We start from the raw sequence: 25,768 nt of genomic DNA on the forward strand, positions 1-25,768 counted from the left end.
GTCACCACAACAGCTGCTCGCGGTCCCGGAGACGACCTCGGAGACGTCCGCGATCAGCCCTGGGGAGAATCCGGGGAGTTTCGACCGGCAGGGCGCTCCGCAACAATCGCGCGACGGGTTCTGAGTGCGGCGGCCAGAAGGCTTTCGTCCAGTCTCATCTCGGCGTCGCGGGTGGAGTCGTTGACGGGGATGCGGGTACGTCTGTCGATCAGCGCCGTCACGGCCGGCAGTGCGGCGCGCGCGTGGCCGCCCATCCGGGCGAGGCCCGCCAGGTAGTACTCACCGATCGCGTAGTCGGCCAGGTGCGGTGTCATGAGGGCGAGCAGCCGTGGCAGTGCGGAAGGACCGGCGTGCCGCAGCCACAGAGGGGCACACTCCGCCTGTGACCGGCCGGGGCGACGGAAGGTCAGGTTGTACAACTGGGCCGCCTGCCGGAAGGTCAGCGGCCCGGCGTCCATGAGGGCCCCGAAGATCTCGGAGGTGTGAGCGAGGCGGGTGAGGCCCACGGGCTTGGCGGTGAGGACCGCGGCGGCGGTTGCGCTGTCGTAGGCCGGCGCGGTGGACGGCATCCGGCGCGCTCTCGGGGACGGTGTGCAGGGGATTTCGGTGAGGAGACTTCCGTGCGTCCGTATCGCCGCCTCGGAGATCGAGGCTGTCGTGAGGGCCGCGCCAAGAGCCGGGGTGACCGACTGGCCGCGGTGCTGGACGAGCAGTGGCAGCAGCCTGACCGGGGCCGCCCGCCAGTCGTGGCACGCCTCGCGGGCAAGGTCGGCGCCGATGTCCCGGGTGACGGGGTCGGCGAGGAGCCGGCCGACGAGGGCGTAGGTGTCGTGCTCGCGCCTCAGTCCGTACAGGGCCTGGCCCCAGATGTGCCCGATGTCCTCCAGGTGGTGCGCGGCCTCCCGGACGTCGTCGAGGAGCGCGGCGTCCAGGGAGCGCCATCGCGTGGGTGGCGCCGCCCGCAGCGTCTCCAGGTGGGCGAGGAAGCGGACCGACGCGAGGTCGTCATCCGTCAGGTGGGCGGTGGTCGAGCCGAGCGCCCTGGCCAGGATGGTGCGCACGACAGGGTCGGTGAGTTCGCCGAGGGCCGCGAGAACCAGGTCGGGCTGCCCGCGGTAGCCGAAGAGGCAGGCGGCTCGGCGCCGTACCTCCTCGTCGGGGTCACTGAGCCGGGCCACTGCGGCATTGACGGCTGCCGGCCATGGCCGTTCGTGGGCCATGCTGTCGAGGAGGTTCAAGGCCTCTCGGCGTACGAAGGGGGTGTCGGCGTGGGCGAGTTGGAGCAGCCGGGTGGCGATGGGGCCCGTGCGGTCGGCGCGTACCGCCTCGAAGAGTGCGATACGGGCGGGGTGGGCGGGTGTGGTGGCGGTGCCGTGGGCCACGGCCTCGTCCGGCCACGTCATCGGCCGGGGCGGAGGCCGCCCTTCCGTGCCGGAGCTTTGATCATGCGGCCGATCATCCCACACAACAACGGCACGGGGCTCTCGGTGAAGACGTAGCCCGCGGGCCCGTGATCGGTGTCGTCGGCGCGGGCGGGCGCTTCGTGCTGGGTCGAGAAGCGCTGGACGGCGGCGCTGCGACGGGCCCAAGATCTCGGTCGAGGTCAGGGCAGCGGCAGCGCCCGGCGGTACGTCGTCCAGAAGGGGCGGGGTGCCGGCGGTACTACTCGGCGCCGACTGTCCGCAGCGTGGCGAGTACCAGCGCCCGGGTGACGGTGACGATTTCACTGACGCGGACCTGTTCCTGCGGGCCGTGCGCGAGGCGTACGTCGCCGGGGCCGTACTGCAGCGTGGGGATGCCCGCCCCGGAGTACAACCGCAGGTCGCTGCCGTAGGGAGCGCCTCGCTCCGGCGGGCGTGGGCCGCCGGTGACGTCGGCGTGCGCGTCCCCGACCAGGGCCGCGAGCGGGTGTCCGGCGGGCAGCCGTCCGCTGGCGAACTGGCCTCCGGGCCACGTCACCGTGGCGGGGTGGGTGCGCAGCCACGGATCGTCCGCGCAGGCTTCGGCCACGCACACCTCCAGTTCGTGCGCGCCTGTGCCGGATCCTCGCCCAGCCGGACACCGAGTCTTCCCTCGGCCACCAACAGGTCGGGCACGCTGCTGGCCCAGTCGCCGGCCCGGACGGTACCCACGGACAGCGGGTAGGGAATGGGGTATTCGGCCATCAGGGGGCCGGCGCCGGTGTTGCGGCGGGCCTCGAGACGGGCGAGCGCGCGGTGGATGGGCAGGTAGGCGTCGACGGCGCTCACCCCCACGTATCTGGTGCTGCCGTGGGTGGCGCGGCCGGGCACCTCGATACGGAACGTCAGGGCGCCGGCGTTCGCGGTCATGAGCGCGCCGCTGGTCGGTTCCGTGATGATGCAGGCATCACCGGTGTGGCCGCGTTCGAGGGTTCCGAACGCTCCGAGCCCCCCGTCCTCCTCGCTGACCACGAAGTGCGCGGACACCTGGCCGCGCAGCTTCGCGCCCGCTCGGCGTATCGCGGCCAGGGCGGCGAGTATCGCCACCACGCCCGCCTTCATGTCGCACGCTCCCCGTGCGTGGACCACGTCCTCGGTGACCCGGGGACGGAAGGGGTCGCCCTGCCATCGCGCCAGGTCTCCGGAAGGGACGACGTCGACGTGCCCCTGGAGGACCAGGGTCGGCCCGTCGCCCTGCGGCCGCGTGCCGCCCACCAGGCCCCACGATTCCGTGCGCGGGGCCTCGCTGCCGGGAAAATCGGGATGGGCACGTAGCTCGGGCAGGTTCATGGACCACAGGTCGACATCGAGGTCCATCCGCTCCAGATGCCGGGCCAGGACATGCTGGAGCTCGGACTCGGCGGCGCTCCCCGTCACGCTCGGAACAGAGAGAAGTTCCAGCAGCAGCCGGCCGATGGCCGCCTCGTCCACGGCGGCCAGTGCCGAGGCTTCCACACCGCTCAGGCTTGCTGTCATCTCAACACTGCTCCAGGCACGTGACATCGGGACAAGCCGGAGACTATGTTCGGGCCGACAACGCAAGCAATCGCCATTCGCTGCTGCCTACTGTCGATTTCTTGCAATGTCGGTGGGCTCATGGCAAATACTTGCGCCGCGCCACAGGTTCCGACGTCTGGAGTGGGGTCATGGACGCCATCGATGAAGCGATCATCCGCTACGTGCTGCACCACGCACGTGCCACGTACGCCCAGATCGGCAAGGCTGCCGGGCTGTCCGCGCCCGCCGCCAAGCGGCGTCTCGGCCGCTTGGAGGCCACAGGCGCGATCCGCGGTTACACCGCTCTCATCGACCCTCAGGCATTGGCCTGGCACACCGAGGCTTTCGTCGAGATCTACTGCACCGGCAACCCCACCCCCGCCGAACTGCGCCGAGCACTGGAGGGCATCCCCGAGGTCGTCGAAGCCTGTACCGTCTCCGGCGCCGCCGACGCAGTCGTCCACATGCTCGCCAGAGACATCCACCACCTGGAACAGGCCATCCAGCGCGTGCGCGCCACAGCTCCTGTCGAACGGACCGAAAGCGCCATCGTGCTCTCCCGGCTGTTGAACCGGCCTCGCGTGTGATCGACCCCAGGGACAGGCCCGGGCCCCCTTCTGTAGAGGCCCCCCACGCGGGCGCCGTCGTGCAGGGTCAGTGCACGGTGGCGATCCGGTAGCCCCGTATGACGGACTGGGTGACGGCGCGGCCGTCGTCGTAGGAGACCTGGAGAGCCAGCCGGGTCATAGGACCGGGCCGAGGAGTTCGGCCCTCGGTGCTGCCCGCGGAGGACCCCTGTTGCACCGCCGGTCCGTACGCATCCCTACGGCAGGTACCGCACCTCGGGGAAGGACCGCGAAGGTCCGTCGAGCAGGTGGCCGTGCTTGTGGCGCAGGTGCCGGTCGAAGAAGGCGAGGGGGTAGGCCTGCTGGATCTTCACGGCCCTGGCCGGGGAGAGGGTGCCGATCCAGTCCCGCAGGTCTTCGTCGCTCATGCCGACCAGCTTCGACAACTGGGGCATGAGCACCTGGGTGTCGCCGTAGGACTGATGAGTCGCGCCGTCGGCCTGGAGGTTGAGTCGCCAGTCCTTCAAGTGGGACCAGAACACAGCTACGTTCGGGTCGTCGGCGCGGGTGAATCCGGCGGTCATCATCATGAAGGGCCGGTCCAGGTCGGTGGTGACCGTGGGCTGCGTCGGTCCGGGCCGCATGGGTCCGTCCAGGCTCAGACCGGCCCGTACGCGCCGGTCTGCCAGCATGACGCAGGCGGTGGCCGTGCCGCCCTTCGACCAGCCGAACATACCGATGCGCGACACATCGAGGGCCTCGCACAACCCGGCCGGCAGCGGGTGGTGCCCGGTGTGGGGGCTGTGTCCGGCGGCGAGTTGCTCGACGCGGTCGAGAACGAAACGGACGTCCGTGGCGTAGTCCACCGCGTACAGCGGTTCGTCCCTGATCGGGGTCACCACCCGGCCGTCGGGCAGCTGGCTGAACGCGTCGTTGAGGTGATCCACCGTCACCACGACGTAGCCGTGGCTGGCGAGCTCCTGCACGATGACGGTGTGGTCGGAGCGGTGACTGCCCGCGCCGTGCGAGTACACGATCACCGGCAGGCCCCGTCCCGTGCGGTGCGCCGGCGCGCCCTTGTGGCCGGCCGTCAACGGGGCCAGAGCGGCGTCGGGCGGGAAGCCCGCGGAGGCCAGCAGCGTTCGCAACACACCGGCGGGCATCCACGGCACGCGCGGGTACCGATCGACGTCGCCACGGGCGGGATACCAGACGCTGGCCATCAGCTGCCGGTGACGGCCGGGGCCCGCTCCGGGATCGGGGCGCGCGGTGTCGACGAGGTGCAACTCCACCGTGCCCACCGGGTGCGGGCCGGTGGGCTCCGGCAGTGCGAGCCGCGCCGGGGCCGAGCCGGGCGGGGCCGTATCGCTCCCCCGGACGGACGGGCCCGGGCCGGCCCAGGCGGGGGCCGCGGACGCGAGCGGCACGGCAACCCCCGCACCGAGCACGGCTCCCAGCACGCGGCGGCGCGTCATCCTGTCTCGGCGTGTGAATGGCATGGTGGTCACGGACCCTCCCCAGGGTGCTCTGATCATCGAATGCACCACGGAAGCCGAACCCGGCGGTCCATGAGCACGGACGGAACGCTGTCACGCGCCTCACTCGGGTCGCATCCGCCCACCGATTGACCCTCCGGGCGCTCATCGGCCCACCGATTGCCATCCAGAGGATGACCCGTGGCATCCCTCCGGACGTGTCGGCAAGGCAGTCGTTCGTCACCGAAAGAGCGGCAGCGGCGGACCAGGGGCGCCGCACATCGGCCGGGCGCTTGCTCCCCATGCGCCGGGCAGAAACGGAGATCGCACGCGAATCCCAGCAGGCGTTGCGGAGTGTTGAAGCGCTTCGACGCAGCCAGCGTCGGGATGCACTGTCAATGACGCGGACGTAAGAAAGTTTCTTGGCCCCATGCCTCTTATTTCGCGAGAAGCTTCTCATGAACGTTCGCAGCCAAGCGAAGCGCTTCGATGCGCCGAAAGGCCGAGGAAAGGGCCGCCGCCATGAGTCACGAGTTGAACCGCAGCCCGTAGAGCTTGTCGCCCCAGGCCCCGGCCTGCCACGCACCGGTGGGCACGGCGGCCAGGTTGGGATACTTCTTGATCTGCATGCCGCAGTCCATCTCCACGGCCCGGCCGCGCAGTCCGTCGAGGACACGAACAACGACTGCCGATACCGGGGTGACCTGCTGGCGACCGTGGAGGCCACGTACGCGGGCGGCGGCAACGCCGGTCCGACCGACTGGACGCCCTACCGGGAGTTCAACGAGGCCTTCCGCCCCGACCATCCGGGGAACCGTGACGTACCGCGTGCCGAGGTCAGGAGGTTCGGTGACGGGGAGCGTCGTCTGACCGCCCTCGTCCCGGGTGCCGTACCTGGCACCCGGGGCGCTCTCCGGTCCTCTCAGCTCTTCGGCGCGGCCGTGGACTCCCGGACGGTGAGTGTGGTCGCGATCTCCAGTCCGACCTGGGGCACGTCATCGCCACGGCCCAGTGCCAGGGCGAGTTCGGTGGCGGCGACCGCCATCTCGGCCAGCGGCTGGTGGACGGTGGTCAGGGGCGGGTCCACCCAGGCCACGGCTGGTACGTCGTCGAAACCCACCACACTCAGGTCCTGCGGGATGCTCAACCCGAGCTCGCGCGCGGCCTGGTAGACGCCGAGAGCCTGCATGTCGTTCGCGGTGAAGACGGCGGTGGGGCGGTCGGTCCGGGAGAGCAGCTCACGGGCCGCCGTGCAGCCGTCCTCGCGGGTGAGGAGGGTCTTGACCACCAGGTCGGGATCGACCGGCAGGCCGGCTTCGGTGAGCGCGGAGGTGTAGCCGGCCATCCGCGCGAGACAGAAGGGGTGATCGGGTCCGCTGATCATGGCGATGCGCCGGTGGCCCAGTTCGATCAGGTGCCGGGTCGCGGCCTGGCCGCCTCTCCAGTTGGTGGCACCGACGAACGGGACGTCGTCGGGGAGTTCCTCGTTCGGGTCGAAGACCACGAACGGAATGCCCTTGGCCGACAGCTGGTCCCGTTCCTCCGCCGACAGTTGCGACACCGACAGGACGCACTGCGGACGACGCCCCACGGTGTCGTTGATGGTCCTGGTCGGCGTCGGCGGGTCCTGCAGACCGAACTCCGACACCAGGACACTGACCTTGTTCCTGCGCGCGGCCCTTTCGACGCCGCGGATGATCTCCACGGCCCACATGCTCTCCAGCTCGCGGAAGACCAGCTCCACGAGGTTGCTGCGGCTCTTGGGCGGCTTGCGGTAGCCGTACCGGTGGATCAGTTCCTCGACGCGCGCCCGGGTTGCGTCCGACACACCGGACCGGCCGTTGAGCACCTTCGACACGGTGGGGATGGAGACGCCGGCGGACTCGGCGATGTAGGCGATGGTGACCGCGGGCGGCCCGCCCCCGCGGGTCTCTTCCGTCGCAGGTTGTTCTTCTGATCGCTTGTCCGGCACGGCCCTCGGTCCCGTCCCCTCACCCAGTGGAGCGGTCATCTGGCACCCCTCACGGTCAAGGCCGCCGGATTCGCCGCCGTGGCCCAGGGGAGCGAAAGTATAGCCCGAGCTTTCGTCTTTTCGAGAAACCCCGCATGCGCTCCGCATACCCGCTCCGAGCTGCCCATACGACCTCGTGCCCCGCACCGCGAGACCTCGATGGGCACCACATCGACCGCGATACTTTCGCACCACGGAGCCGGGGGTCCACCTGTCCCTGCGGCATGAGGAGTACGAGCGCCTCCACGCGCCGGACGGCACGGCCTGACCTCGACGGGCGGGGGCCGCGCCCGGTGTCGCGCGGGACGGACGCGGCCTCGGTCAGACGACCGCCAGGGCGTAGCAGGCGAAGACCCCCGCCAGTACCGCCACCGCCGCTCGGCGGGGGCCCCGGATGCCGGTCCAGGGTGCTTCGAAGCGGTGGGTGAAGCGGCCCAGGACCAGCAACGTGACCGCGATGAGGGGCAGCCAGGCGAGCCGGGCGAGGATCCAGACGGCGGTGTCCGGGGACGTGGTGAGCCCGGGCACCGGGGCGCCCAGGAGGGACGTGGGTACCGCCAGGGCGAGCAGGGCCGTCTGGTGCCAGCAGAAGATGGTCATCGCGGAGAGGTTGACGGCCACGACCGCCGCCCACAGGGCGCGCCGGTGCCGCAGCAGACCGTCGAGCCGGTCCCGCAGGAGGATCGCCGCGCCGCACTGCACACAGGCCAGCGCGAGCACGAGCAGGGACGGCGGGTGGGAGTTCGTGCGGCCCGCGCCCGGCACGCCGACCATGCTCACCGGGTAGTGGAAGGCGAGGAGCAGCACGGCGAACAGCGCACCGCCGCCGAGCAGCATCAGCCGGGCTCCGCGCCGCCCGAGTCGCCCTTCGCCCCAGCAGACGCCCAGTTGGTACGCGAACAGCCAGCCCGGCCCGAGGTTGAGCAGGCCCAGCCAGGACGGCATGGCCTCCGCCCAGGGGCCGTGACGCAGCAGGTCCACGACGGCGACCGAACCGAGCAGGGGGACGGCGGCCCACCCTCCGTAGGCCCGCGCGGCGCGCACGCACCACGGCGTGAGGGCCGTCACCAGCACGTAGACGCCGACGAACCACAGCGGCTGGACGACCAGCACCGCCCCGGTCCGCAGCGTCGCGTTCGGCACCCCGGCGGCGTACGACACCGGCAGGAGCACGGCCCACACCGCCGCGACACCGAGGACGGGGCGGCCCAGCCGGGCCAGCCGTCCGCGCAGCCAGTCGCCGGTGGGCACTCCGCGTCCGGCGGAGCGGCGCAGGGACAGGGCGGAGGCGCAGCCGCCGACCAGGAAGAAGATGCCGAGCATCTGCAGTATCCAGCTGACCGGGGCGAGGAACCCGAAGGTGGCGAGCGGGCTCGTGTTGTGCAGCGCGCCCTCGGGGCCGAGGGTGAGGCCGCCGAGCATCCAGTGCCCCACGGGGACGGCGAGCAGGGCGAGGGCGCGCAGGCCGTCGAGTGCGCGGTCGCGGTCGGTGGGGGTGCGCGCCTCGATCCGGGCGGCGGCCGCGGAGAGGACGGAGAGGTCAGAGAAGGCCACGACGGCAGTCCTTCGCAGGGGTGTCGCCGGTCGGGTGGGCGCAGGTGACGGCCGTGTAGTCGCCGACGGCGATCTCGGCGTAGTTGCCCAGGGACGCGGTGCCGGGGGCGAAGTAGCCGGTGTGGCCCTCGGCCCGGTCGGAGGAGACGACCCGGGCGCCGAAGCCGGTGTCGGCCGGGTCCGCGCCGTGGCCGAGTCCGAAGAGTTCGACGGGAGGGACCCGGTGGATCCAGTCGGTCGCGTTCCGGGCGGTCGCCCACAGTCGGGCATGTCTCCCGACCGGGACTTGACCGGCGTGTTCGAGACGCATTCCGGGCGAGGCCACGGCCACGAGGTCGGACGCCTGACGCCCGGTCAGGCGGGGGGCGGCGGCGCCGCACAGCACCGAGCCGTAGCTGTGGCAGAACACCGAGGGTGGGGCCACCGGGTGGGTGGTCGCGGCCAGTCCGTCGAGGAAGCGGAGCAGCCGGGGGGCTCCCACTCGCGCGAGGTGCCCGGTGGCGGCGTCCCAGCCGACGCCGACCGGGGTCGTGTAGCCGACCCACACGATCACCGCCGGGTGGTCCGCCGGGGAACGCCGGGCCATCTCGGCGCGCAGGTTGCGGGCCATGCCGGCCGCGGCGTCGTACGAGGCGAGGTCGGTGTCGGAGCCCGGTACGACGACCGCGATCCGGCGGGCGGTCCGCAGGTCCCCGTACACCTCGGCGACCTGTCCCCGGCCGCGTGGGTCGAAGGCGAGGACGCGGCGCCCGGGAGTCAGGAGTGAGTCGTACGTCGCCGCCCGGGCCCGGGCCTCGCGTCGGACGCCCTCGGGCTGTTCCGGGTCCGCGGCGCGGGCCAGTTCGCGGTCGCGTCCGGCGGTGAGGGCACGGGCGTTGGCGGCGTGGCGGAGGTCGGGCGGAGCGCCGTCGAGGCCGCCCACGACGAGCGGGTGGCGCTCGGCCAGTTCCGTCCGCTGTGCCGCCGTCAGCCCGGCGAAGAACCGTGCGACCTGTGCGGGCGTGGCCGACGCCGGGTCCGGCAGTGGTCTGCCGAGCACCTGGTCGGCCTTCCAGGCCGCCGTGCCCGGGGGCGGGCCCGTGACGGCGGTCTGTACGTCGCCCGCCGCCCAGCCCGCCGTCCCCGCGACCGTCGCCAGTACCAGCGCGCAGGCGGTCAGCGTGCGCTTGAAACGCCTCATGGTGTGTCTCCCCGCTTCCCCGTCGTGCTTCCGTTGCCGTGGTGGGCGGAAGGTAGGAAGCGGGGTGGTCGGCGGGCGTCACACCGGGGAGCCAACCTCGGCGTAGCACCCCGGTAGGGGGCGCCGGCCGGACCTCAGCGCAGCGTGAAGAAGATCATCGGGTTGTCGTTGCTCTCCCGGACGGGGTGACCGAGCGCGAGGGACCTCTTGATGTCGTTCAGCCGGTCGTGGATCTCGGGAGCGTGCGCCCGGGACGCGGTGAAGGGGACGTTCTCCCGTTCCGCGAGCCAGCGCAGCACCACCGCCCCCTCCGTGAACGGCAGCGCGCGGCGGCCGTGGAACACGTCGTGGACGCACACCGGTATGCCCGCCCGCAGCTGCGGGAACAGCTCACGGAGGTACCAGCGGGCGAAGCTCGCGGAGTGCGCCGCGTCGATGAAGAGGAAGTCGGCGGTGGAGGCGGGGATCTTCTCCAGGTTCTCCCGGGCGTCGCCCTGGGTGAAGGTCCAGCGGCCGGTGGAGAGGCTGTCGGGGACCTCGCGTACGACGTGGTCGACGATGTCGTACGAGTACAGGTGCCCGGTGCCGTTGTCGCGCAGGGCGCGCAGGATCCAGGTGGTGGACCAGCCGTGGAAGGTGCCGATCTCCACCACCGTCTCCGGTCGGGCCTCGCGCAGCAGGAGGTACGTGATCTCCGCCTCGATGTCGTCGAGTTGGGCCTTCATCGAGGTGGGCGGCGCGAGCAGGGTGCGCTGGCGTTCGCGGGCCCGGTCGAGGTCCTCGGCGAAGGTGCGGTAGAGGCGGCTGATGTGGTCCAGATCGATGGGCCGGCCATTGAGGGGTCCTCCCGCGGGCCCGTCGGCGGGCCGGCCTTCGTTCGTGGGGTGGCCGATGGGCTGGTGCATGTTCCACGCTCCTGCGAAACCGTTTCCGTGGTCGGGACGCGGTGATGCTGGAGCGTGGGCAGGGGGCCGCGCATCACACCCGGGTGCCCATCCTCATGTCACCCCCGGGTATGACACACGGCCGGTCAGGCGGGTGAGGCCCCGGGCACGACGAGCCCCGACTCGTAGGCGAGGACGACGAGTTGGGCCCGGTCGCGGGCGCCGAGCTTGGCGAGCAGGCGGGTCATGTGCGTCTTGACGGTCTGCTCGGCCACCACGAGCCGCGCCGCGATCTCGGTGTTGGAGAGACCGCCCGCCACCAGGCACAGGACCTCCGTCTCCCGGGGTGTGAGGCCGTTCAGGCGGAGCCGGGCGGCCCGGGGTTCGGCGGGGCGGCGCCGGGCCATGTCCTCGATGAGGCGGCGGGTGACGGACGGTGCGAGGAGCGCGTCACCCGCGGCGATCACCCGTACCGCCTGCACGAGTTCGGCGACCGGCGCGTCCTTGAGCAGGAAGCCGCTGGCGCCGGCGTGCAGCGTCTCGTAGACGTAGTCGTCGAGGTCGAAGGTGGTCAGCATGAGCACCCTGGGCCGGTGCACCACGCCGCGCGGCGGGTTCAGCAGCTGCCGGGTGGCCTCCAGACCGTCCATCTCGGGCATCCGTATGTCCATCAGCACGACGTGGGGGTGCGTGCGGCGGCTGACCTCGACACCGATCCGGCCGTTGGGTGCCTCTCCCACGACGTCGATGTCGCTCTGCGCGGACAGCAGCGCGGCGAACCCCGAGCGCACCATGTCCTGGTCGTCGACGACGACCACCCGAATTGCCGTGCCGCCTGCCATACCGCCCTGCTTTCTTGAGTACGCGCCGTACGTCGTGGTCAGCGGGCCCCGATGCCCACTGCCGAAGCGAGCCACTGCGTGCCGACGAGCACGGCCACGGCCAGCGTCGCGACCCGCGCCAGGTGCCGGTTCGTCCGCGCGCCGCGCGCCGGTGCCTCTCTCATCTGCGACTCCCTCGCCGTCCGTGCGGCCCGTGCGCTCGCGCGGGGCTCGGCTGTCCAATCTGCTGTCCGGGAGGGCAGCGGCACCTCGGCCGAATGGCCAGAAGCCGGGGCCGGGGGCCGCCTCAGCCCGGCCGAACGGTGGAGGAGGGGGGCCTGCGGAGCGCGGCGCGGCGGCGCGTGGCCCCCCTCGGCCTACGGCTTCGTGGCGCCGGGGTGGGTGCCCAGGTGACCCGGCGTCGGGGCTCCCTCGACCTCGCCGATGTACACCGTCATCCGCTGACGCATCCGCTCGGCCGCGGCCCGGTCGCGCATGAAGGCCGGGAAGCCGTCGATGCCGGCGTTCCCGTACTGCCAGACCCGCTTCAGCCCGGCCGGCGGAGCGACGTCGGTGCGCACCGACCAGCCGTCACCGGTCTGGCGCTCCTTGGACAGCTGCCAGTTGAGGAACAGCTTCGCGGCGGCGGGATGCCGGGCGTCCCGCATGATCGCCTCCCGCTGCCCCCAGGCCACGAACGGGTCGTCCGTGCGGGGGATCATGCCGACGGTCTCGGCGTCGGGGTCGTTCCCCGCGTCCGGAGTGACCCAGCCGCCGAGGCCGACGGCCTTCTCCCCGGCGGCCGTCCGAGTGCCGGCGGAGTCGGAGCCGCGCAGGAACTCGGTGTTGCGGGCCATGCCCTCCAGCCACTTCCAGCCGAACCTCTTCACGTACCGGCTGTACAGGTAGAGCGTCGCGTCGTCGTCGTTCGGGTAGGCGGAGGAGATGCGGCCCTTCCACTTCGGGTCGGCGAGGTCGCGCACGCTGTCGGGCGCGTCCGCGCCGACGAGGTCCTTGTTGTACGCGGCGCCGAAGGCCAGGACGTCGGTGGCGATCCAGGCTCCGTCCGCGTCCTTGAACCGGTCGTGCACCTTGCCGAAGCCGGCCGGCTTGTACGGCATCAGCACTCCCTGCCGCTTCCAGCGTTCGAAGTCCTGCAGTGTCTGCAGTTGCACGACGTCGGGCACGAGGCTCTGTGTCGCGAGCTGGTTGTCGACACGGGCGCCGTGGTACTTGCTGTAGTCGACCACCATCTCGACCTCGACGCCGGGGAAACGCTGCTCGAAGGCCTTCTCGGTGTCGTCCTGCTGGTCCTTCCAGTCGCCTCCCGCGTACACGACGAGCCGTCCGCCCTCGGCCTTGGCCGCCGCGTACAGCTGGTCGAGCGACCTGCTCTCCTCCGCCGCGGTCCTGGCGGCCGCGGCCACGCTCGTCGCCACGGCGGCGGCGATCAGGGCTCTCGACCAGTGTGTCGGCCGCGAGGTGCGGTCACGGCCGGTGTCGGGGAGGGGGGTGGTAACTGCTCGCCGGGGAGTCCGTACGAGGTCGAGTTAGCTCGATCGTGTGATGGTCAGTTCGCTGGCTTGCGGTGTCCTGGGCCGATCGGGTTAACGTGCTCGGGCGATCTGGGACGCCGGGAACGGAGCCAGCGTGCGGAGCCCCCTCTCCTCCGGAGAGAAGGTTGGGGCCTCTCCGTCGCCCTTTGTCCGTACCCACCAGGCCAGATCGTGAGGGAACTGGCCTCCCTGGCTCGGACCACGCACGCGATGCGTGTCGCTGCCCAGGGGTCGAGTACGCCGGGGACCAGTGCGCTCAAGACCGTTCGGGGCGTGCGGCTGGACATGTGCACTCATGCTCAGTCCAAAGGAACGGTTGAAGAGCATTGCGGAGTTCCTGTCCGTGTGAGGGAGAGAGCAGGACGGTCGAGGGAGCGGTGCCGGTCGGCCGGTCAGCGGACGAGTTCGGCGGGCTTCGTGGCCTTGCCGAGCGCCCACTCCAGGGGGCCGCGCCGGAAGAAGCGGGACCAGAGGGTCGCGAACACGGTCACGGCGGCGATGAAGCCGAGGAGCACATACAGCGGTGAACCGGGCAGTTCCTCGATGCCGAGCAGGTGGATCCCGACGATGTGGAGGACGTACGCGGTCAGCGACATCGTGCCGACCGCGATCACCGGGCGGGCCGGGCGGTGGAGGCGGGGGAAGCCGTCGATCGCGGCGACGCAGGCGATGAGGACCGTGATCGCGACACCGGTGCTGCCCAGGATCGACAGGGTCGTCTCGCTGTGCGGCGACGCCACCAGCAGGCCGGCCGGGGTACCGCTCGGGTAGCCCCAGGTGTCCGACCACCAGGCCGACGCCACGGAACCGCTGTCGCCCCAGCCGCCCTCGGCCAGAGACTCCGTCGCGCCGGGGACCACACGCAGGGCCAGGAAAGAAACGCCGTGGCCCAGCACGGCCAGGCCCACGCCGGTGAGCGCGAGGTGGACGCGTACGGCGGTGGCGGCCAGGTCGAGGCGGGCCACGGCCATACCGGCGATGACGAACGGGATCCAGGTCAGGGCCGGGTAGCTCCCGGTGAACAACAGGGAGAGGATGCCGTCGCCGTCGGCGGGCCTCCAGACACCGCCGGATTCGCTCTCCTCGATCACGCGCTGGACCAGGTACAGGACCTGGGGCAGCACCAGGGCGCAGGTGGCGGCGATGATCGCCAGCACGCGGGCACCGAGGCGGTGGAGCGGGAGGACGATCAGGAAGTACAGGCCGTAGAAGGCGAGGATCACCTCGACCGGGGTCCCGCTCATGCTCAGCGCGGTGCCCACGACCAGCAGGACCAGGGCCCGGATCACGACCTTGGCGACCGCCTGGCGGCCCGCGCGGCCCGTCTTCGGAGCACGGCGGCCGGTCATCAGGATGATCGAGAAGCCCGCCAGGAAGGCGAAGAGCGCGGAGGCCCGCCCGTGCGCCAGTTCCATGAGGAAGCCGGTCGTACCGCCTTCGGAGGGGTCGGGGCCGACGTGGGCCGCGTACATCCCGAACACCGCGAGCCCTCGTGCCAGGTCCACGCCGATCAGGCGCCCCGCCTGGGACCGTACGGTCTCCTGCGCGGCGCTCGGTGCGCTCGGTGCGCTCGGTGCGCTCGGTGCGCTCGCCGGGGCTTCGGGCGACGCGACACTCGGGGTGACGACCACCGTGTCGTCCGCGTTCTGGGTCATGCGTCCAGCCTGTGGAGCAACCCGTGCCCGCAGTATCCGGCGGATGTCCGGCCCACCCGCGCCACTCGGGGGGTCCGCCCCGCTCAAGAAGCTCCGTGACGAACGCGGTCGCTTCCGTACGCCGACCGCGCCGCCGCCGGGGCCGCCGCCGGGGAAGCCGGAGCGGCACTCGTACGGTGTGTGTTCCTGGAGGGGGTGCGGCCTGGGCACCCTCCGGACGTCTCTAGGCGGCTGTGGCCGGGACCGGCCAGGCGCCGCGGCCCACCAGGTCGAGGACGAGTGCGGCGATGCTCCACGCGTCGTCCTCGCCGCGGTGGTGGCGTCCTTCGAGGGGCAGTCCGGCGATCCGCAGAGCGTGGCTCATGCCGGGCTTCTTGCGCAGCCCGTACGCCGCGGCGAACACGGCCTTGGCATTGGTGTGGGTGCGTTCTGTCGGGTAGCCGAACGGGTAGGCCACGCCGTCGGCCTGGCTCTGCCGAGCGAACTGCCGCCGGTCGTACTCGCCCCAGCTGGCCCAGGGGCGCTCGCCGGCCTCGTACTCGTCGACCAGGATCCGGCATGCCTCGGCGAAGGTGACGCCGTGGTCCACCTCGGCCTGCGTCAGGCCGGTCAGTTCCGTGCAGAAGGCGCTCACCGTCGACCGGACGGGGCGGACCAGGACACGCTGCCGGGACACGCGGCGCCGTGCCGACACGTCCACGACGGTCAGGCCGATCTCGATGATCTCGTGCACCGACCCGGGCGGTGGTTGCCCGTCCCAGCAGGTGGCTTCCACATCGATGACGTTCAGCAGGGCGGAGTCGGGGCGCATGGAGACGAGGTTAGGGATGCGCGCCCGGCTCCGGCACCTGGATTTCTCACGCGACCTCACCCCCGCCGCGAGGAACATCCGTGAGGCGGAAAGGGAAGCAGGATGGGAGGCAGGATGGGACACCCGGCTCCAGGAGCCCGCTTCAGGAAGGACACATGATGACGAGTACGGACCCCGCCCGGCCGGACGAGCACGCGGGCAGGCGCGGAAGCCGTCCGGACGCGAAGGCGCCGACGGCCCCGGCGGGGCGTCCCGGGGATCCGGCGATCAAGGAAGCGGACCCGTCCGCGGCCCGCGTGACCTTGCTGGTGCTGTACTCTCCCCGGCTCGCGGAATGCCTGCGCTTCTACCAGGACCTCGGCCTGGACTTCACGGCGGAGCGGCACGGCCGGGGGCCGGAGCACCATGCCGCCGTCCTCGGTGACGGCACGGTCTTCGAGCTGTACCCGGCCCGTCCGGACCGGCGGACGGACGCGCTCCGGCTGGGCCTGGCGGTACCCGGCGTCAGGGCCGACCCCCCGCTCGCCCGGGGCCGCCATGTGCTCACCGACCCGGACGGCCGGACCGTCGAGATCCACGCCACCTGAGCAGAGCGGAGCCACGGGTCACGCGGGCGGAGGCCCCGCAGGAGCCGACGGCACGCTGACCGGCGGACGGGGTGGGACGGCGGTGTCACCGAGAACCGCCGCGAGGTCGTCGGCCGACTCGGGCGTGAGGCGGTAGAACCCCTGGAGGCTGACCGCCCGCTGCAGTCGTCCGTCGACCACGTACTTCAGGCCCCGGGTCTGCCCTCGGCGGTTGCGCCAGGTCAGGCGGCCCAGGAGGTCGCCGGGTATCGGCAGGTCGAAGCGCACCGGCGTGGCGTCCACGTGTACGGCCTCGGCACCGCAGCCGCCCGCGCCCAGCGCCGACCACGCGTGGTGACCGGGGAACCCCGGGTCACGCCAGGTCGCCGGAGCGGCGCCGCAGCAGCCACGCCGCTCCCGGTCGACCACACGCATCCGGCTCACCAGCACCACCTCGCCCCGGTTCACATGCAACGCGTACACCTCGTCGTCGGCCGCGGCGCCCGACCAGGCGGGCAGCGAGGAATGGACACCGCTGAACGCGACGGGCGGGCGCTCGCCCTCGCGCCCCGCCCTGCGCAGGGCGCGGCATGTGTCGTGGGTCCACAGGACCGTGAAGGCATCGGACATGCCGAGATCCTACGAACGGGCACTGACATTGATGCCGGTCGACGCAGCGTCCTCGTGGTGCCCGGTTCGCGGACGGACGGGTCCGTGCGTGGGGGCTCGTGGTCAGCCTTCCGCCGCCTCCCGGGCGATCTGCTCGAACTGGGCGCCCATCGCCTCGGACAGGGCCTGCGCGGCGGAGAGCGGGCGGACCATGACCGTGAACTCGTCGATCTTCCCCTGGTCGTCGAAGTGCAGGAAGTCGCAGCCCTGGAGCTTCTTGCCGGAGACGGTCGCGGTGAAGACGAAGGCGTGGTCGCGCCCGTCGGGGTTGGCGATCTCGCGGACGTACGTGAAGTCCTCGAAGACCCGGGCCACACCGCGCAGGATCGCGGCGGTGATCGCCTTGCCCGGGTACGGCTTGAAGGCGACCGGGCTGGTGAAGACGACGTCGTCGGCCAGCAGGGCGGCGACAGCCTCCATGTCCCCGCTCTCCACGGCCTTACGGAAGGCGTGCATGAACCCACCTCTCATGCGGAGTCATATTCAATGAGTTGAGTAAGTGATGAGGAGACTAGAGAGGTCTTCCCTCCTTGTCCACAGGGGCAAGGGCTGGGGTCAGTCACGTCGTTGACTAATCACAGCGCTGCTAGCGTGTGCCCATGGCTTTGCGGAACGCGGTGATGGCCGCACTGTTGGAGGGCGAGGCGTCCGGGTACGACCTCGCGAAGGCGTTCGACGCGACGGTGGCCAACTTCTGGATGTCGACCCCCCAGCAGCTCTACCGCGAGCTGGAGCGCATGGAGGCCGAAGGGCTGGTCACGGCCCGCGTCGTCGAACAGGAGCGCCGCCCCAACAAGCGGCTGTTCTCGCTGACCCGGGCCGGGCGCGAGGCCGTGCACGCCTACACGGCCGAGCCTCCCGGGAAGCCGGAGGTGATCCGGGACGAGCTGATGGTCAAGGTGCAGTGCGTGGACGTCGGCGACAGCGAGGCGGTGCGGGCCGCCATCACCCAGCGCATGGAGTGGGCCACCGCCAAGCTCGCCCACTACGAGAAGCTGCGCCAACGCCTCCTCGGCGGCCGCTCGGAGGAGGCCTACTTCACCGAGGCCGAACGCGTCGGCCCGTACCTCACCCTGCTGCGCGGGATGTCCCTGGAGCGGGAGAACCTGCAGTGGGGCGACACGGCCCTGCGCAGGCTCGACCAGCGCGCGGCAGCGGCGCGCTCGCGCTCGCGCTCGGCCAGACGGTGATCGCGCCCGGCCAGACCGTGATGACGTCCGGCGAGCCCGTGATCGCCCCGGCCGCGCCGCGCTGACGCCCCCAGCGAGGCCGTCGTCGTACGCCTAGCGGGCGGGCGCGGTCACCGGCAGGAGGGTGGGTCTCTTGGGCCGGCGGCCGTCGCCGGAGGAGCGGCCGCGCAGGCGGCGGCCCAGCCAGGGGCCGAGGAAGGTACCGAACCAGCGCGCCTCGGCGCCTATGGCCCGCCAGCCGACGGGCGCCGCCCCCTCGACCGGCAGGGGAAGCGTCCAGGCGTCGTCGCTGCCCGGCAGGGCGAGCGCCTGGGCCACGGCGGCCGCGATGCGCTCGTGCCCCAGCGGGCCCGCGTGCAGCCGGTCGTCGCTCCACAGCCGGGGATCGGTCACGACGGGGTGTGTGGCCGTCTCCACGACCACCACGCCGTGGCGGCCGGCGGCCTCCCGGACGCGGTCGTTGAGCGCGAGCACCCTGCGGCCGATCGGGCGGGCCAGCGGGGTGATGCGCCCCACGTCGGGGGCGGTGAGGGTCACGACCGTGGCGCCCTGGGCGGTGAGGGCCGCGAACATGGCCTCCAGATGACCCGCCACCTCGTCGAGGTCGACGCGGGGGCGCAGCACGTCGTTGACCCCGGCGACCACGGTGGCGAGATCCGGCCGCATCGCGAGGGCCGGGGCGAGCTGCTCGGCGCGCACCTCACCGGCCTTGCGGCCGCGCACGGCGAGGTTGGCGTAGCGCAGGCCCGGCCGGTGCCGGTCGAGCCGCTCGGCGAGCCGGTCCGCCCAGCCCCGCAGACCCCGCTCGTCGTCACCGTCCCCGAGCCCCTCGGTCTGGCTGTCACCCAGGGCGACATAGCGCAGATACGCACCGTTCGGCACGGGCCGACCGCCTCTCGTCAACACCGTCGGCGCAGCGACGGCCGACTCTCCCATAACCAACTAAGCACCTAGGTGCATTGTTGACTATGAAGATAGCAGTCGTCCCGCCCGCGCGTCATGGAGACGTCGGGGAGAGGCGTCACGGAGGCGTCAGAGCAGACGCAGCTCGCGGGCACGGCGTACGGCGTCGTTGCGACGGTTGACCGCGAGCTTGCGGAAGACGCTCTTGAGGTGGGTCTTGACGGTGTTGACCGACAGGCACAGGTCGGCGGCGATCTCCTCGGTGGACATCATCCGGTCCAGGCGCCGCAGCACATCGCGTTCGCGGCCGCTCAGCTCCTCCACGACCGGGGGCCGTTCCCCGGGCCCGGACGGCCCCGTGCGCAAGGAAGATCCGCCGGGCTCGGGGGTGAGCCAGCCCGCTGCGAGGCTCCGCAGCGGGGCGGTGTCGAGCACGAGCCGGAGCCAGCCACCGGCCTCGGCGAAAGGCCGGCGCAGCCGCTCGCGCCGGGCCTCGTGGAGCGCCTGGGCCACGAGCCTGCGCACGGCGGCCGGGTCGCCCATCGCGTGCGCGGCCTCGGCACGGACCAGCAGGGCACGTACGGTCAGCGCCGGGCCGGTGGGGCTCTCGGGGCCCAGCCCGTCCAGCAGCTCGATCGCCGCGCGGGGCGTGCCCGCGGCCAGGCGGGCGCGTGCCTCGCCCACCGCACACGCCGGCTGGTGGCCGGGCACGGCGTGCAGCAGTTCGGCGGCGGCCTCGGGCCGGCCCCGGGCCAGGTGGGCGGCGGAGGCGACCAGCGCCTTGTGTCCCTCCGCCCAGGGCGAGGCGACGTCGGCGGCCACGGCCGGTTCGGCCGCCGCCAGGGCGGCCCTGGTGTCACCGCGGGCCAGCAGCAAGCGGGCCGTTGCGAGGGCACGGCCGGCCTCGGTCACCGGGTCCCGCATCGTGGTCCGGCCGTCGGCCGCCGCGTCGAGGTGGGCGCGGGCCAGTCTGAGTTCGCCCCGGTCGACGGCCACGGCCGCGAGGACCAGCCGTGCGACGCCGAAGCCGGACGACTGCGGCAGGCTGTAGCGCTCGGAGACGGTCAGCGCCGCCATGGCCTTGCGTTCGGCTCTGCCGAGCCAGCCGTTCAGATAGTCGATGAGGGCCAGTCGGCCGAGGCAGTCCTCGCGCGGGAGCGCGGTCGACACGCCGTCGGAGCCCTCGGCGACCAGCGACAGGGCGGCACGCGCCTCCTCGAAACGCCCGGCCCACAGTCGTGTGGAGCCCAGATGGGCGAGGAGCAGGGCGGTGAGTTCGGGGTGCCTGTCCAGGAGGTGGGCGGGGACCTGTTCGCGCAGCCGCTCGGCGGTTCTGGCGGCCTGTTCCGCCCTGCCCGGTGAGCCGGTGAGCCGGGCGGCCAGCGTCTCCAGCAGCAGACAGCTCAGCCTGGCCGCCGTCGGGCCCGTTTCGTCCTGGGCCCTCGCCCGGTCCTCCTCCCCCGCCAGGCTCCGGTCCGCGTGCCGCAGATGGCTCAGGCCCCGGTCGAGCTCGCACCGGGAGAGCTCACGGGCGGCCCGTACGAGGTCCGTGGCGGGGCTCGTGGCCTCGGGGTCCATGCGGGAGAACAGGTCCGCGAGGTCGTCGGAGCGCAGGCCGGTGAAGAGCTGGCCGATGGCGAGGTCGTCGACGAGGGCGCCGGCGGTGAACTCCCAGTCGCCCGCGGCGGCGCCGTGGCCCAGCGCTTCCGCGAGCATGCCCGAGCGGCGCAGCCACTGGGCGGCCCGGCTGTGGAGCACGGGTTCCAGGCCGGGGCAGCGCATCCGCAGATGGGCGCGGAGGATCTCCCCGAAGAGGGGGTGCAGGCGGTACCAGGCGTGCCCGAGGTCCTCGACGAACGCGTTCCCTCGGTGCAGGCCGGCCAGGATGCCCCCGGCGTCGGCGCGTTCGGTGAGCGCGTCGGCCAGCTCGGGGCGGAACCGGTCCAGGACGCTGACCCGCAGGAGGAGGTCCTGTGTCTGGGGGGTCTGCCGTTCGAGCACCTCCGCGAGCAGGAAGTCGGCGACCGCCGTGCGTTCCGCCTCGAACCGTTTCAGATACGTCTCCGGGTCCGGGCTCTCGCACGCGGCCAGCGCGCTCAGGCGCAGCCCGGCCGCCCACCCCCGGGTGCGCTCCACGAGCGCCTCCGCGACGGGCAGCGGCAGCCGCAGGCCGTGCAGGTCCAGCAGGACGGCCGCCTCCTCGGGTGTGAAGGCGAGTTCGGCGTTCCTGATCTCCGTGATGTCGCCGGCCGTCCGGTGGCGGTGCAGCGGCAGCAGCGGTTCGGTGCGGGTGACGAGGACCAGGCGAAGACCGGGCGTCGCGTGGTGCAGGACGAACTCCACTTGGTCCGCGATCTCCGGGTCGGTCACCCGGTCGTACTCGTCGAGGACGACGATCACGGGCCGTTCCAGGGCGCCCAGTCCGGTGGCGAGCCGGGTCAGCAGGGTGGGGTCCACGCGGCCGGCGTCGGCCGGGCAGCCGATGCCGGACGGCAGGGGCACACCGGCTCCGCGGAGTGCCTGGAGGACGTACGCCCAGAACATGCCGGGACCCTGGTCGCCGGCCTCGGTGGTGAGCCAGGCGACCGGCCGGTCCCGCCGCGCCGCCCAGTCGGCGACCAGCAGGGTCTTGCCGGCGCCGGCGGCCCCGTTGACCACGGTCAGCGGCGTGCCCAGTGCCTGGTCGAGGTGGTGGACCAGACGTTCGCGCCGCAGGAACGTGGCGGGCCGGGCCGGTACGGCGAACCGGGTGGGCAGGAACGGGTCGCCGTGCGGATCGGCGCAGGGAACGGCCGACCCCGGCCCCCTCTCCCCGGACCTCACCATGGCGTTCACCACCACCGGTCGTCGGAACTCGGGCAGCGCTCCTCGTTCAGCATCCCAGCGTTCCCCCGCGTCTGCGCGCCGCGCGGTCGCCGAGGGGCGAACAACAGTCGCATTTTTTATCAGTAGTTATCTGCTTTCATCAGTCTTTATCTTGATCGTGTGAAGCTTTCCGAGTGGGCGGCGCGCAACGGCGTGCATTACCAGACCGCGTGGGCGTGGGCGAAGGAGGGTCGTATGCCGGTCCCTGTCGTGCAGACGCCGTCCGGTATGTGGCTGGTCGAAGAGTCCTCTCCCGAGGTCGCTGGGCGGACGGTGGCGTACTGTCGTGTCTCGTCCGGTGACCAGCGGGCGGATCTCGACCGGCAGGTCTCCCGTGTCGTCCAGGGAGCAGGCGGGCTGGGGCTCGCCGTCGCCGAGGTGGTGACCGAGGTCGGGTCCGGGCTGAACGGGAAGCGGCGGAAGCTGCACCGTGTCCTGTCGGACCCGGCCGTTGCCGTCATCGTCGTGGAGCATCGCGACCGGCTGGCGCGTTTCGGTGTCGAGCATCTGGAATCGGCGTTGTCGGCTTCCGGCCGGCGCCTGGTGGTGCTCGATCCGCAGGAGACGACCAGCGATCTGGTCCGGGACATCACCGAAGTCCTCACCTCGATGTGCGCCCGACTGTATGGGCAGCGGGCGGCGAAGAACCGTGCCGCCCGCGCTATCGCCGAGGCCACTGCCCCGGCGGCGGGGACGACCGGGTGAGCGGGGCGGAGCCTGCCGGGAACGGGAAGAAGAAGCGCCGGGGGTTCGAGGCGCGGCCCGGTTTTCACGTCGTGGGCCACAGGCTCGCCCTCGACCCCAACGCGTCCGCCCTGCGGGCTCTGGCCTCGCATTGCGGGGCGGCGCGGGTCGCCTACAACTGGGCGGTGCGGCATGTAATGGCGAGTTGGTCGCAGCGCGCGGCGGAGGAGACCTACGGCGTCCCCGAGGCAGAGCGCGTCGCGTGGCGGTCGTGGTCGCTGCCGTCGTTACGGAAGGCGTTCAACGAGGCCAAACACACCGACCCGTTCCTGCGGGAGTGGTGGGCGGAGAACTCGAAGGAGGCCTACAACACCGGCCTCGCGAACGCTGCCGCCGCGTTCGACAACTACGCCAGGTCCCGGCGCGGCGAGCGCAAGGGCGCCCGGATGGGCAGGCCCCGTTTCAAGTCGAAGCGGAAGGCCCGCCTGGCGTGCAAGTTCACCACCGGCACCATCCGCCTCGATGACCGGCGGCATATCGTCCTGCCCCGCCTCGGCCGGATCCGCCTCCACGAGGACGTCCAGCCCCTCGTGGACGCGATCGCCGAAGGCGGGATGCGGATTCTGTCGGTGACGGTACGGTTCGGGCGGGGCCGCTGGTTCGCGGTCCTGCAGACCGAGGAACGCCACACCATCACCCCTGCCGTCCGGCCCGGCACGGCGGTCGGGATCGACCTCGGTGTGAAGACCCTCCTCGTCATGGCGGACTCGGCCGACGAGGTCCGCGAGGTCGCGAACCCCAAGCACTACGACCAGGCCCTCACACAGCTGCGGAAGGCTTCCCGGACCGTTTCCCGCCGACGCGGCCCGGACCGGCGCACCGGACAGGCCCCGTCCCGCCGCTGGGAGAAGGCCAACGCGGTCCGCAACCGGGTGCACCACCGGGTGGCGAACCTGCGGGAGAACCATCTCCACCAGGCCACCGCGCGTGTCCCCGCCGAGTACGGCACCGTCGTCATCGAGGACCTCAACGTCAAAGGCATGGTCCGCAACCGGCGTCTGTCCCGCCGTGTCTGCGACGCGGCGTTCGGGGAACTGCGGCGCCAGCTCACCTACAAGACCCAGCGCCACGGCGGACGTCTGATCGTCGCCGACCGCTGGATGCCCTCCTCGAAGACCTGCTCCCGCTGCGGTGTGGTGAAAGCCAAGCTGCCCCTCGGCGTGCGTGTTTTCGAGTGCGACGCCTGCGGACTCGTCCTGGACCGGGACGCGAACGCAGGCCGTAACCTGGCCGCCCTCGCGGCGGCCAACCGCAAAACGGGTACCGGAGTGGCCGGAGACCCGGGCCCCACCCTGGCGGTGGTGCCGAAGCCTCGTGGAGCCAAGCACAAGACCCGCACCGCCCGAACCCGCAAGGGGACGGGCACGCGGGCGGCTGGCGCAACACCCCGCCAGGGGACAGAAGCGAGAGATCGTCGACAGGACACCAGACGCGAGCAACTCGCGCTCTGGTGACACCGTCACGAACCTTCCAGGCGTAAACGCCCGGAATGCTGAGAGTCACTGAAACTCAAAGCAACGGCGCACCAGGGGTCCCGGCGGGTGACCTGGATCGCGGCCCCGGGGCCTGTCGCGGGCCCTGGGTCGGGGCGGGTGACCGGTTTCGCCGTCAGTGGGACTCGCGGCTCACCTCGGAGCCGCTGGAGCCGAGGAGGAAGTCGAGGTCGGCGCCGGTGTCGGCCTGGAGGACGTGGTCGACGTAGAGGCGTTCCCAGCCGCGGCGCGGGGCGGCGAACCCGTCGAGTGTGGCCTGGTGGGGCTTGCGCGCGGCGAGTTCGTCGGCGGGTACGTCGACGTCGATGCGGCGGGCCGCCACGTCCAGGGTGATGAGGTCGCCGGTCCGGACGAGGGCGAGGGGGCCGCCGGCCGCGGCCTCGGGTGCCACGTGCAGGACGACCGTGCCGTACGCCGTGCCGCTCATCCGGCCGTCACACACGCGGACCATGTCACGGACGCCCTGTTCGAGGAGCTTCTTCGGCAGGGGCATGTTGGCGACCTCGGGCATGCCCGGGTAGCCCTTGGGGCCGCAGCCACGCAGGACCAGGACGGAGTCGGCGTCGACGTCGAGGTCCGGGTCGTCGACACGGGCGTGGAAGTCCTCGATGGAGTCGAAGACCACGGCCCGGCCCCGGTGCCGGAGCAGGTGCGGGGAGGCCGCGGCCGGTTTGATCAGCGCGCCGTCGGGGGCGAGGTTGCCGCGCAGGACGGCGATGCCGCCCTCGGCGACCAGCGGTTCGGTGCGGGTGCGGATGACCTCGCGGTCCCAGATCGGGGCGTCGTCGAGGTGGGCGACCAGCGGTTCGCCGGTGACGGTCAGCGCGTCGGGGTCGAGCAGGTCGCGGACCTCCCGCAGGACGGCGAGCAGTCCTCCGGCACGGTGGAGGTCCTCCATCAGGAAGCGCCCGGCGGGCTGGAGGTCGACCAGGACCGGCACCCGGGATCCGACACGGTCGAAGTCGTCCAGCGTCAGGTCGATGCCCAACCGGCCCGCGACGGCCAGGAGGTGGACGACCGCGTTGGTGGAGCCGCCGATCGCCGCCAGCGCGACGATCGCGTTGTGGAAGGACGCCTCGGTCAGGAAGGTGGCCGGACGCCGGTCGGCGCCCACCATGTCCACGGCCAGCCGGCCGGTGTGGTGCGCGGCCTCCAGCAGCCGGCTGTCGGCGGCGGGGGTGCCCGCCACGCCGGGGATCACCGTGCCCAGCGCCTCGGCCACCAGGGCCATCGTGGAGGCGGTGCCCATGGTGTTGCAGTGCCCCCGGCTGCGGATCATCGCCGACTCGGAGCGGGTGAACTGCTCCTGGGAGAGCGTGCCCGCCCGGACCTCCTCCGACAGCTGCCACACCCCGGTGCCGCAGCCCAGCAGACCGCCGCGGAAGGTGCCGTTGAGCATCGGCCCGCCCGGCACCACGACCGCCGGGAGATCCACCGAGGCGGCGGCCATCAGCAGGGAGGGGATCGTCTTGTCGCAGCCGCCGAGGAGCACCACGCCGTCGACGGGGTTGGCCCGCAGCATCTCCTCCGTGGCCATCGCGGCCATGTTCCGCCACAGCATCGCGGTGGGCCGTACGTTCGTCTCGCCGAGCGACACCACGGGCAGGTCCAGCGGGATGCCGCCCGCCTCGTAGACACCGTTGCGCACCGAGGCCGCGACCTCGTCGAGGTGCGCGTTGCAGGGAGTCAGGTCCGAGGCGGTGTTGGCGATGGCGATCTGCGGCCGTCCCGTGAAGGCGTCGCCCGGCACGCCCCGCCGCATCCACGCGCGGTGGATGTAGGCGTTGCGGTCCTGTCCCCCGTACCACTGTGCACTGCGGAGCGTCACGCGGAACCTCTTCCGACTATCGGTACGGCGGTCTACAGTC

21 protein-coding genes and 1 pseudogene are annotated in these 25,768 nt (G+C 72.1%); 5 read left to right on the top strand and 17 right to left on the bottom strand.

The genetic code is table 11. From position 1 onward, the window contains the following. Positions 1–53: 53 nt before the first annotated feature. Positions 54–1,403, bottom strand: a complete 1,350-nt coding sequence (locus tag P1P70_RS00195) for a hypothetical protein (protein WP_319233474.1) — start codon at positions 1,401–1,403, stop codon at positions 54–56. A gap of 259 nt (positions 1,404–1,662) precedes the next feature. Continuing rightward, positions 1,663–2,936 (bottom strand): annotated as a pseudogene (locus P1P70_RS00200) (ArgE/DapE family deacylase). Between the two features lie 170 nt (positions 2,937–3,106). On the opposite strand from P1P70_RS00200, the gene P1P70_RS00205 reads away from it, so the two are divergent. After that, positions 3,107–3,544, top strand: a complete 438-nt coding sequence (locus P1P70_RS00205; RefSeq protein WP_319233477.1) for an Lrp/AsnC family transcriptional regulator — start codon at positions 3,107–3,109, stop codon at positions 3,542–3,544. A 236-nt stretch (positions 3,545–3,780) separates the two neighbouring features. Here P1P70_RS00205 and P1P70_RS00210 read toward each other — a convergent pair whose 3' ends face one another. The 10 genes from P1P70_RS00210 to P1P70_RS00260 form a co-directional block, all read right to left on the bottom strand. After that, positions 3,781–4,998: an acetylhydrolase gene (locus P1P70_RS00210; protein WP_319233478.1), complete on the bottom strand. Its 1,218-nt coding sequence runs from the start codon at positions 4,996–4,998 to the stop codon at positions 3,781–3,783. A 922-nt stretch (positions 4,999–5,920) separates the two neighbouring features. Continuing rightward, on the bottom strand, positions 5,921–7,009 hold the full coding sequence (locus tag P1P70_RS00220; RefSeq protein ID WP_319233479.1) for a LacI family DNA-binding transcriptional regulator: 1,089 nt from the start codon (positions 7,007–7,009) through the stop codon (positions 5,921–5,923). A 321-nt stretch (positions 7,010–7,330) separates the two neighbouring features. Next, the gene (locus P1P70_RS00225; RefSeq protein WP_319233480.1) at positions 7,331–8,563 is read right to left on the bottom strand and encodes an acyltransferase; all 1,233 of its coding nucleotides are present in this window, start codon (positions 8,561–8,563) and stop codon (positions 7,331–7,333) included. Further along, complete coding sequence (locus tag P1P70_RS00230; RefSeq protein WP_319233481.1) at positions 8,550–9,743, bottom strand: alpha/beta hydrolase; 1,194 nt, start codon at positions 9,741–9,743, stop codon at positions 8,550–8,552. The genes P1P70_RS00225 and P1P70_RS00230 overlap by 14 nt, the downstream gene beginning before the upstream one ends. 134 nt (positions 9,744–9,877) lie before the next feature. Continuing rightward, positions 9,878–10,648: a class I SAM-dependent methyltransferase gene (locus P1P70_RS00235; RefSeq protein WP_319233483.1), complete on the bottom strand. Its 771-nt coding sequence runs from the start codon at positions 10,646–10,648 to the stop codon at positions 9,878–9,880. Positions 10,649–10,773: 125 nt separating this feature from the next. Beyond that, positions 10,774–11,469: a response regulator transcription factor gene (locus tag P1P70_RS00240; RefSeq protein WP_319233485.1), complete on the bottom strand. Its 696-nt coding sequence runs from the start codon at positions 11,467–11,469 to the stop codon at positions 10,774–10,776. 38 nt (positions 11,470–11,507) lie between these two features. After that, positions 11,508–11,633 (bottom strand): hypothetical protein, encoded by a 126-nt coding sequence (locus tag P1P70_RS00245; RefSeq protein ID WP_319233487.1) that lies wholly within the window; start codon positions 11,631–11,633, stop codon positions 11,508–11,510. A 192-nt stretch (positions 11,634–11,825) separates the two neighbouring features. Beyond that, the gene (locus tag P1P70_RS00250) at positions 11,826–12,887 is read right to left on the bottom strand and encodes an ABC transporter substrate-binding protein (protein WP_319233489.1); all 1,062 of its coding nucleotides are present in this window, start codon (positions 12,885–12,887) and stop codon (positions 11,826–11,828) included. 509 nt (positions 12,888–13,396) lie between these two features. Further along, positions 13,397–14,659, bottom strand: coding sequence for a DUF418 domain-containing protein (locus tag P1P70_RS00255; RefSeq protein WP_319233491.1), 1,263 nt, complete (start codon positions 14,657–14,659; stop codon positions 13,397–13,399). A 223-nt stretch (positions 14,660–14,882) separates the two neighbouring features. Further along, positions 14,883–15,470: a 3'-5' exonuclease gene (locus P1P70_RS00260; RefSeq protein WP_319233493.1), complete on the bottom strand. Its 588-nt coding sequence runs from the start codon at positions 15,468–15,470 to the stop codon at positions 14,883–14,885. Positions 15,471–15,625: 155 nt separating this feature from the next. On the opposite strand from P1P70_RS00260, the gene P1P70_RS00265 reads away from it, so the two are divergent. Continuing rightward, positions 15,626–16,057 carry a glyoxalase/bleomycin resistance/dioxygenase family protein gene (locus P1P70_RS00265; protein ID WP_319233495.1) on the top strand — a complete coding sequence of 144 codons (432 nt, stop codon included), beginning with the start codon at positions 15,626–15,628 and terminating at the stop codon, positions 16,055–16,057. A gap of 18 nt (positions 16,058–16,075) precedes the next feature. Here P1P70_RS00265 and P1P70_RS00270 read toward each other — a convergent pair whose 3' ends face one another. Further along, positions 16,076–16,666, bottom strand: coding sequence for a hypothetical protein (locus P1P70_RS00270; protein ID WP_319233497.1), 591 nt, complete (start codon positions 16,664–16,666; stop codon positions 16,076–16,078). 102 nt (positions 16,667–16,768) lie between these two features. Beyond that, on the bottom strand, positions 16,769–17,161 hold the full coding sequence (locus P1P70_RS00275; protein ID WP_319233499.1) for a nuclear transport factor 2 family protein: 393 nt from the start codon (positions 17,159–17,161) through the stop codon (positions 16,769–16,771). 143 nt (positions 17,162–17,304) lie between these two features. On the opposite strand from P1P70_RS00275, the gene P1P70_RS00280 reads away from it, so the two are divergent. Next, positions 17,305–17,895 (top strand): PadR family transcriptional regulator, encoded by a 591-nt coding sequence (locus tag P1P70_RS00280; RefSeq protein WP_319233500.1) that lies wholly within the window; start codon positions 17,305–17,307, stop codon positions 17,893–17,895. A 93-nt stretch (positions 17,896–17,988) separates the two neighbouring features. On the opposite strand, the gene P1P70_RS00285 is transcribed toward P1P70_RS00280, so the two are convergent. After that, positions 17,989–18,777 carry an SGNH/GDSL hydrolase family protein gene (locus tag P1P70_RS00285; RefSeq protein ID WP_319233501.1) on the bottom strand — a complete coding sequence of 263 codons (789 nt, stop codon included), beginning with the start codon at positions 18,775–18,777 and terminating at the stop codon, positions 17,989–17,991. Positions 18,778–18,927: 150 nt separating this feature from the next. Beyond that, complete coding sequence (locus tag P1P70_RS00290; RefSeq protein ID WP_319233502.1) at positions 18,928–21,624, bottom strand: LuxR C-terminal-related transcriptional regulator; 2,697 nt, start codon at positions 21,622–21,624, stop codon at positions 18,928–18,930. 159 nt (positions 21,625–21,783) lie between these two features. Between P1P70_RS00290 and P1P70_RS00295 the strand changes: the two genes are divergently transcribed. Continuing rightward, positions 21,784–22,368, top strand: a complete 585-nt coding sequence (locus tag P1P70_RS00295; protein ID WP_319233504.1) for an IS607 family transposase — start codon at positions 21,784–21,786, stop codon at positions 22,366–22,368. Then, positions 22,365–23,861 (top strand): IS607 family element RNA-guided endonuclease TnpB, encoded by a 1,497-nt coding sequence (gene tnpB, locus P1P70_RS00300; protein ID WP_319233505.1) that lies wholly within the window; start codon positions 22,365–22,367, stop codon positions 23,859–23,861. The genes P1P70_RS00295 and tnpB overlap by 4 nt, the downstream gene beginning before the upstream one ends. A 154-nt stretch (positions 23,862–24,015) precedes the next feature. Here the strand turns inward: tnpB and P1P70_RS00305 are convergent, their stop codons facing one another. Further along, positions 24,016–25,728, bottom strand: a complete 1,713-nt coding sequence (locus P1P70_RS00305) for an IlvD/Edd family dehydratase (protein ID WP_319233506.1) — start codon at positions 25,726–25,728, stop codon at positions 24,016–24,018. Positions 25,729–25,768 lie beyond the last annotated feature (40 nt).

The sequence above is a fragment of the Streptomyces sp. MB09-02B genome (assembly GCF_033794485.1).
Classification (GTDB): domain Bacteria; phylum Actinomycetota; class Actinomycetes; order Streptomycetales; family Streptomycetaceae; genus Streptomyces.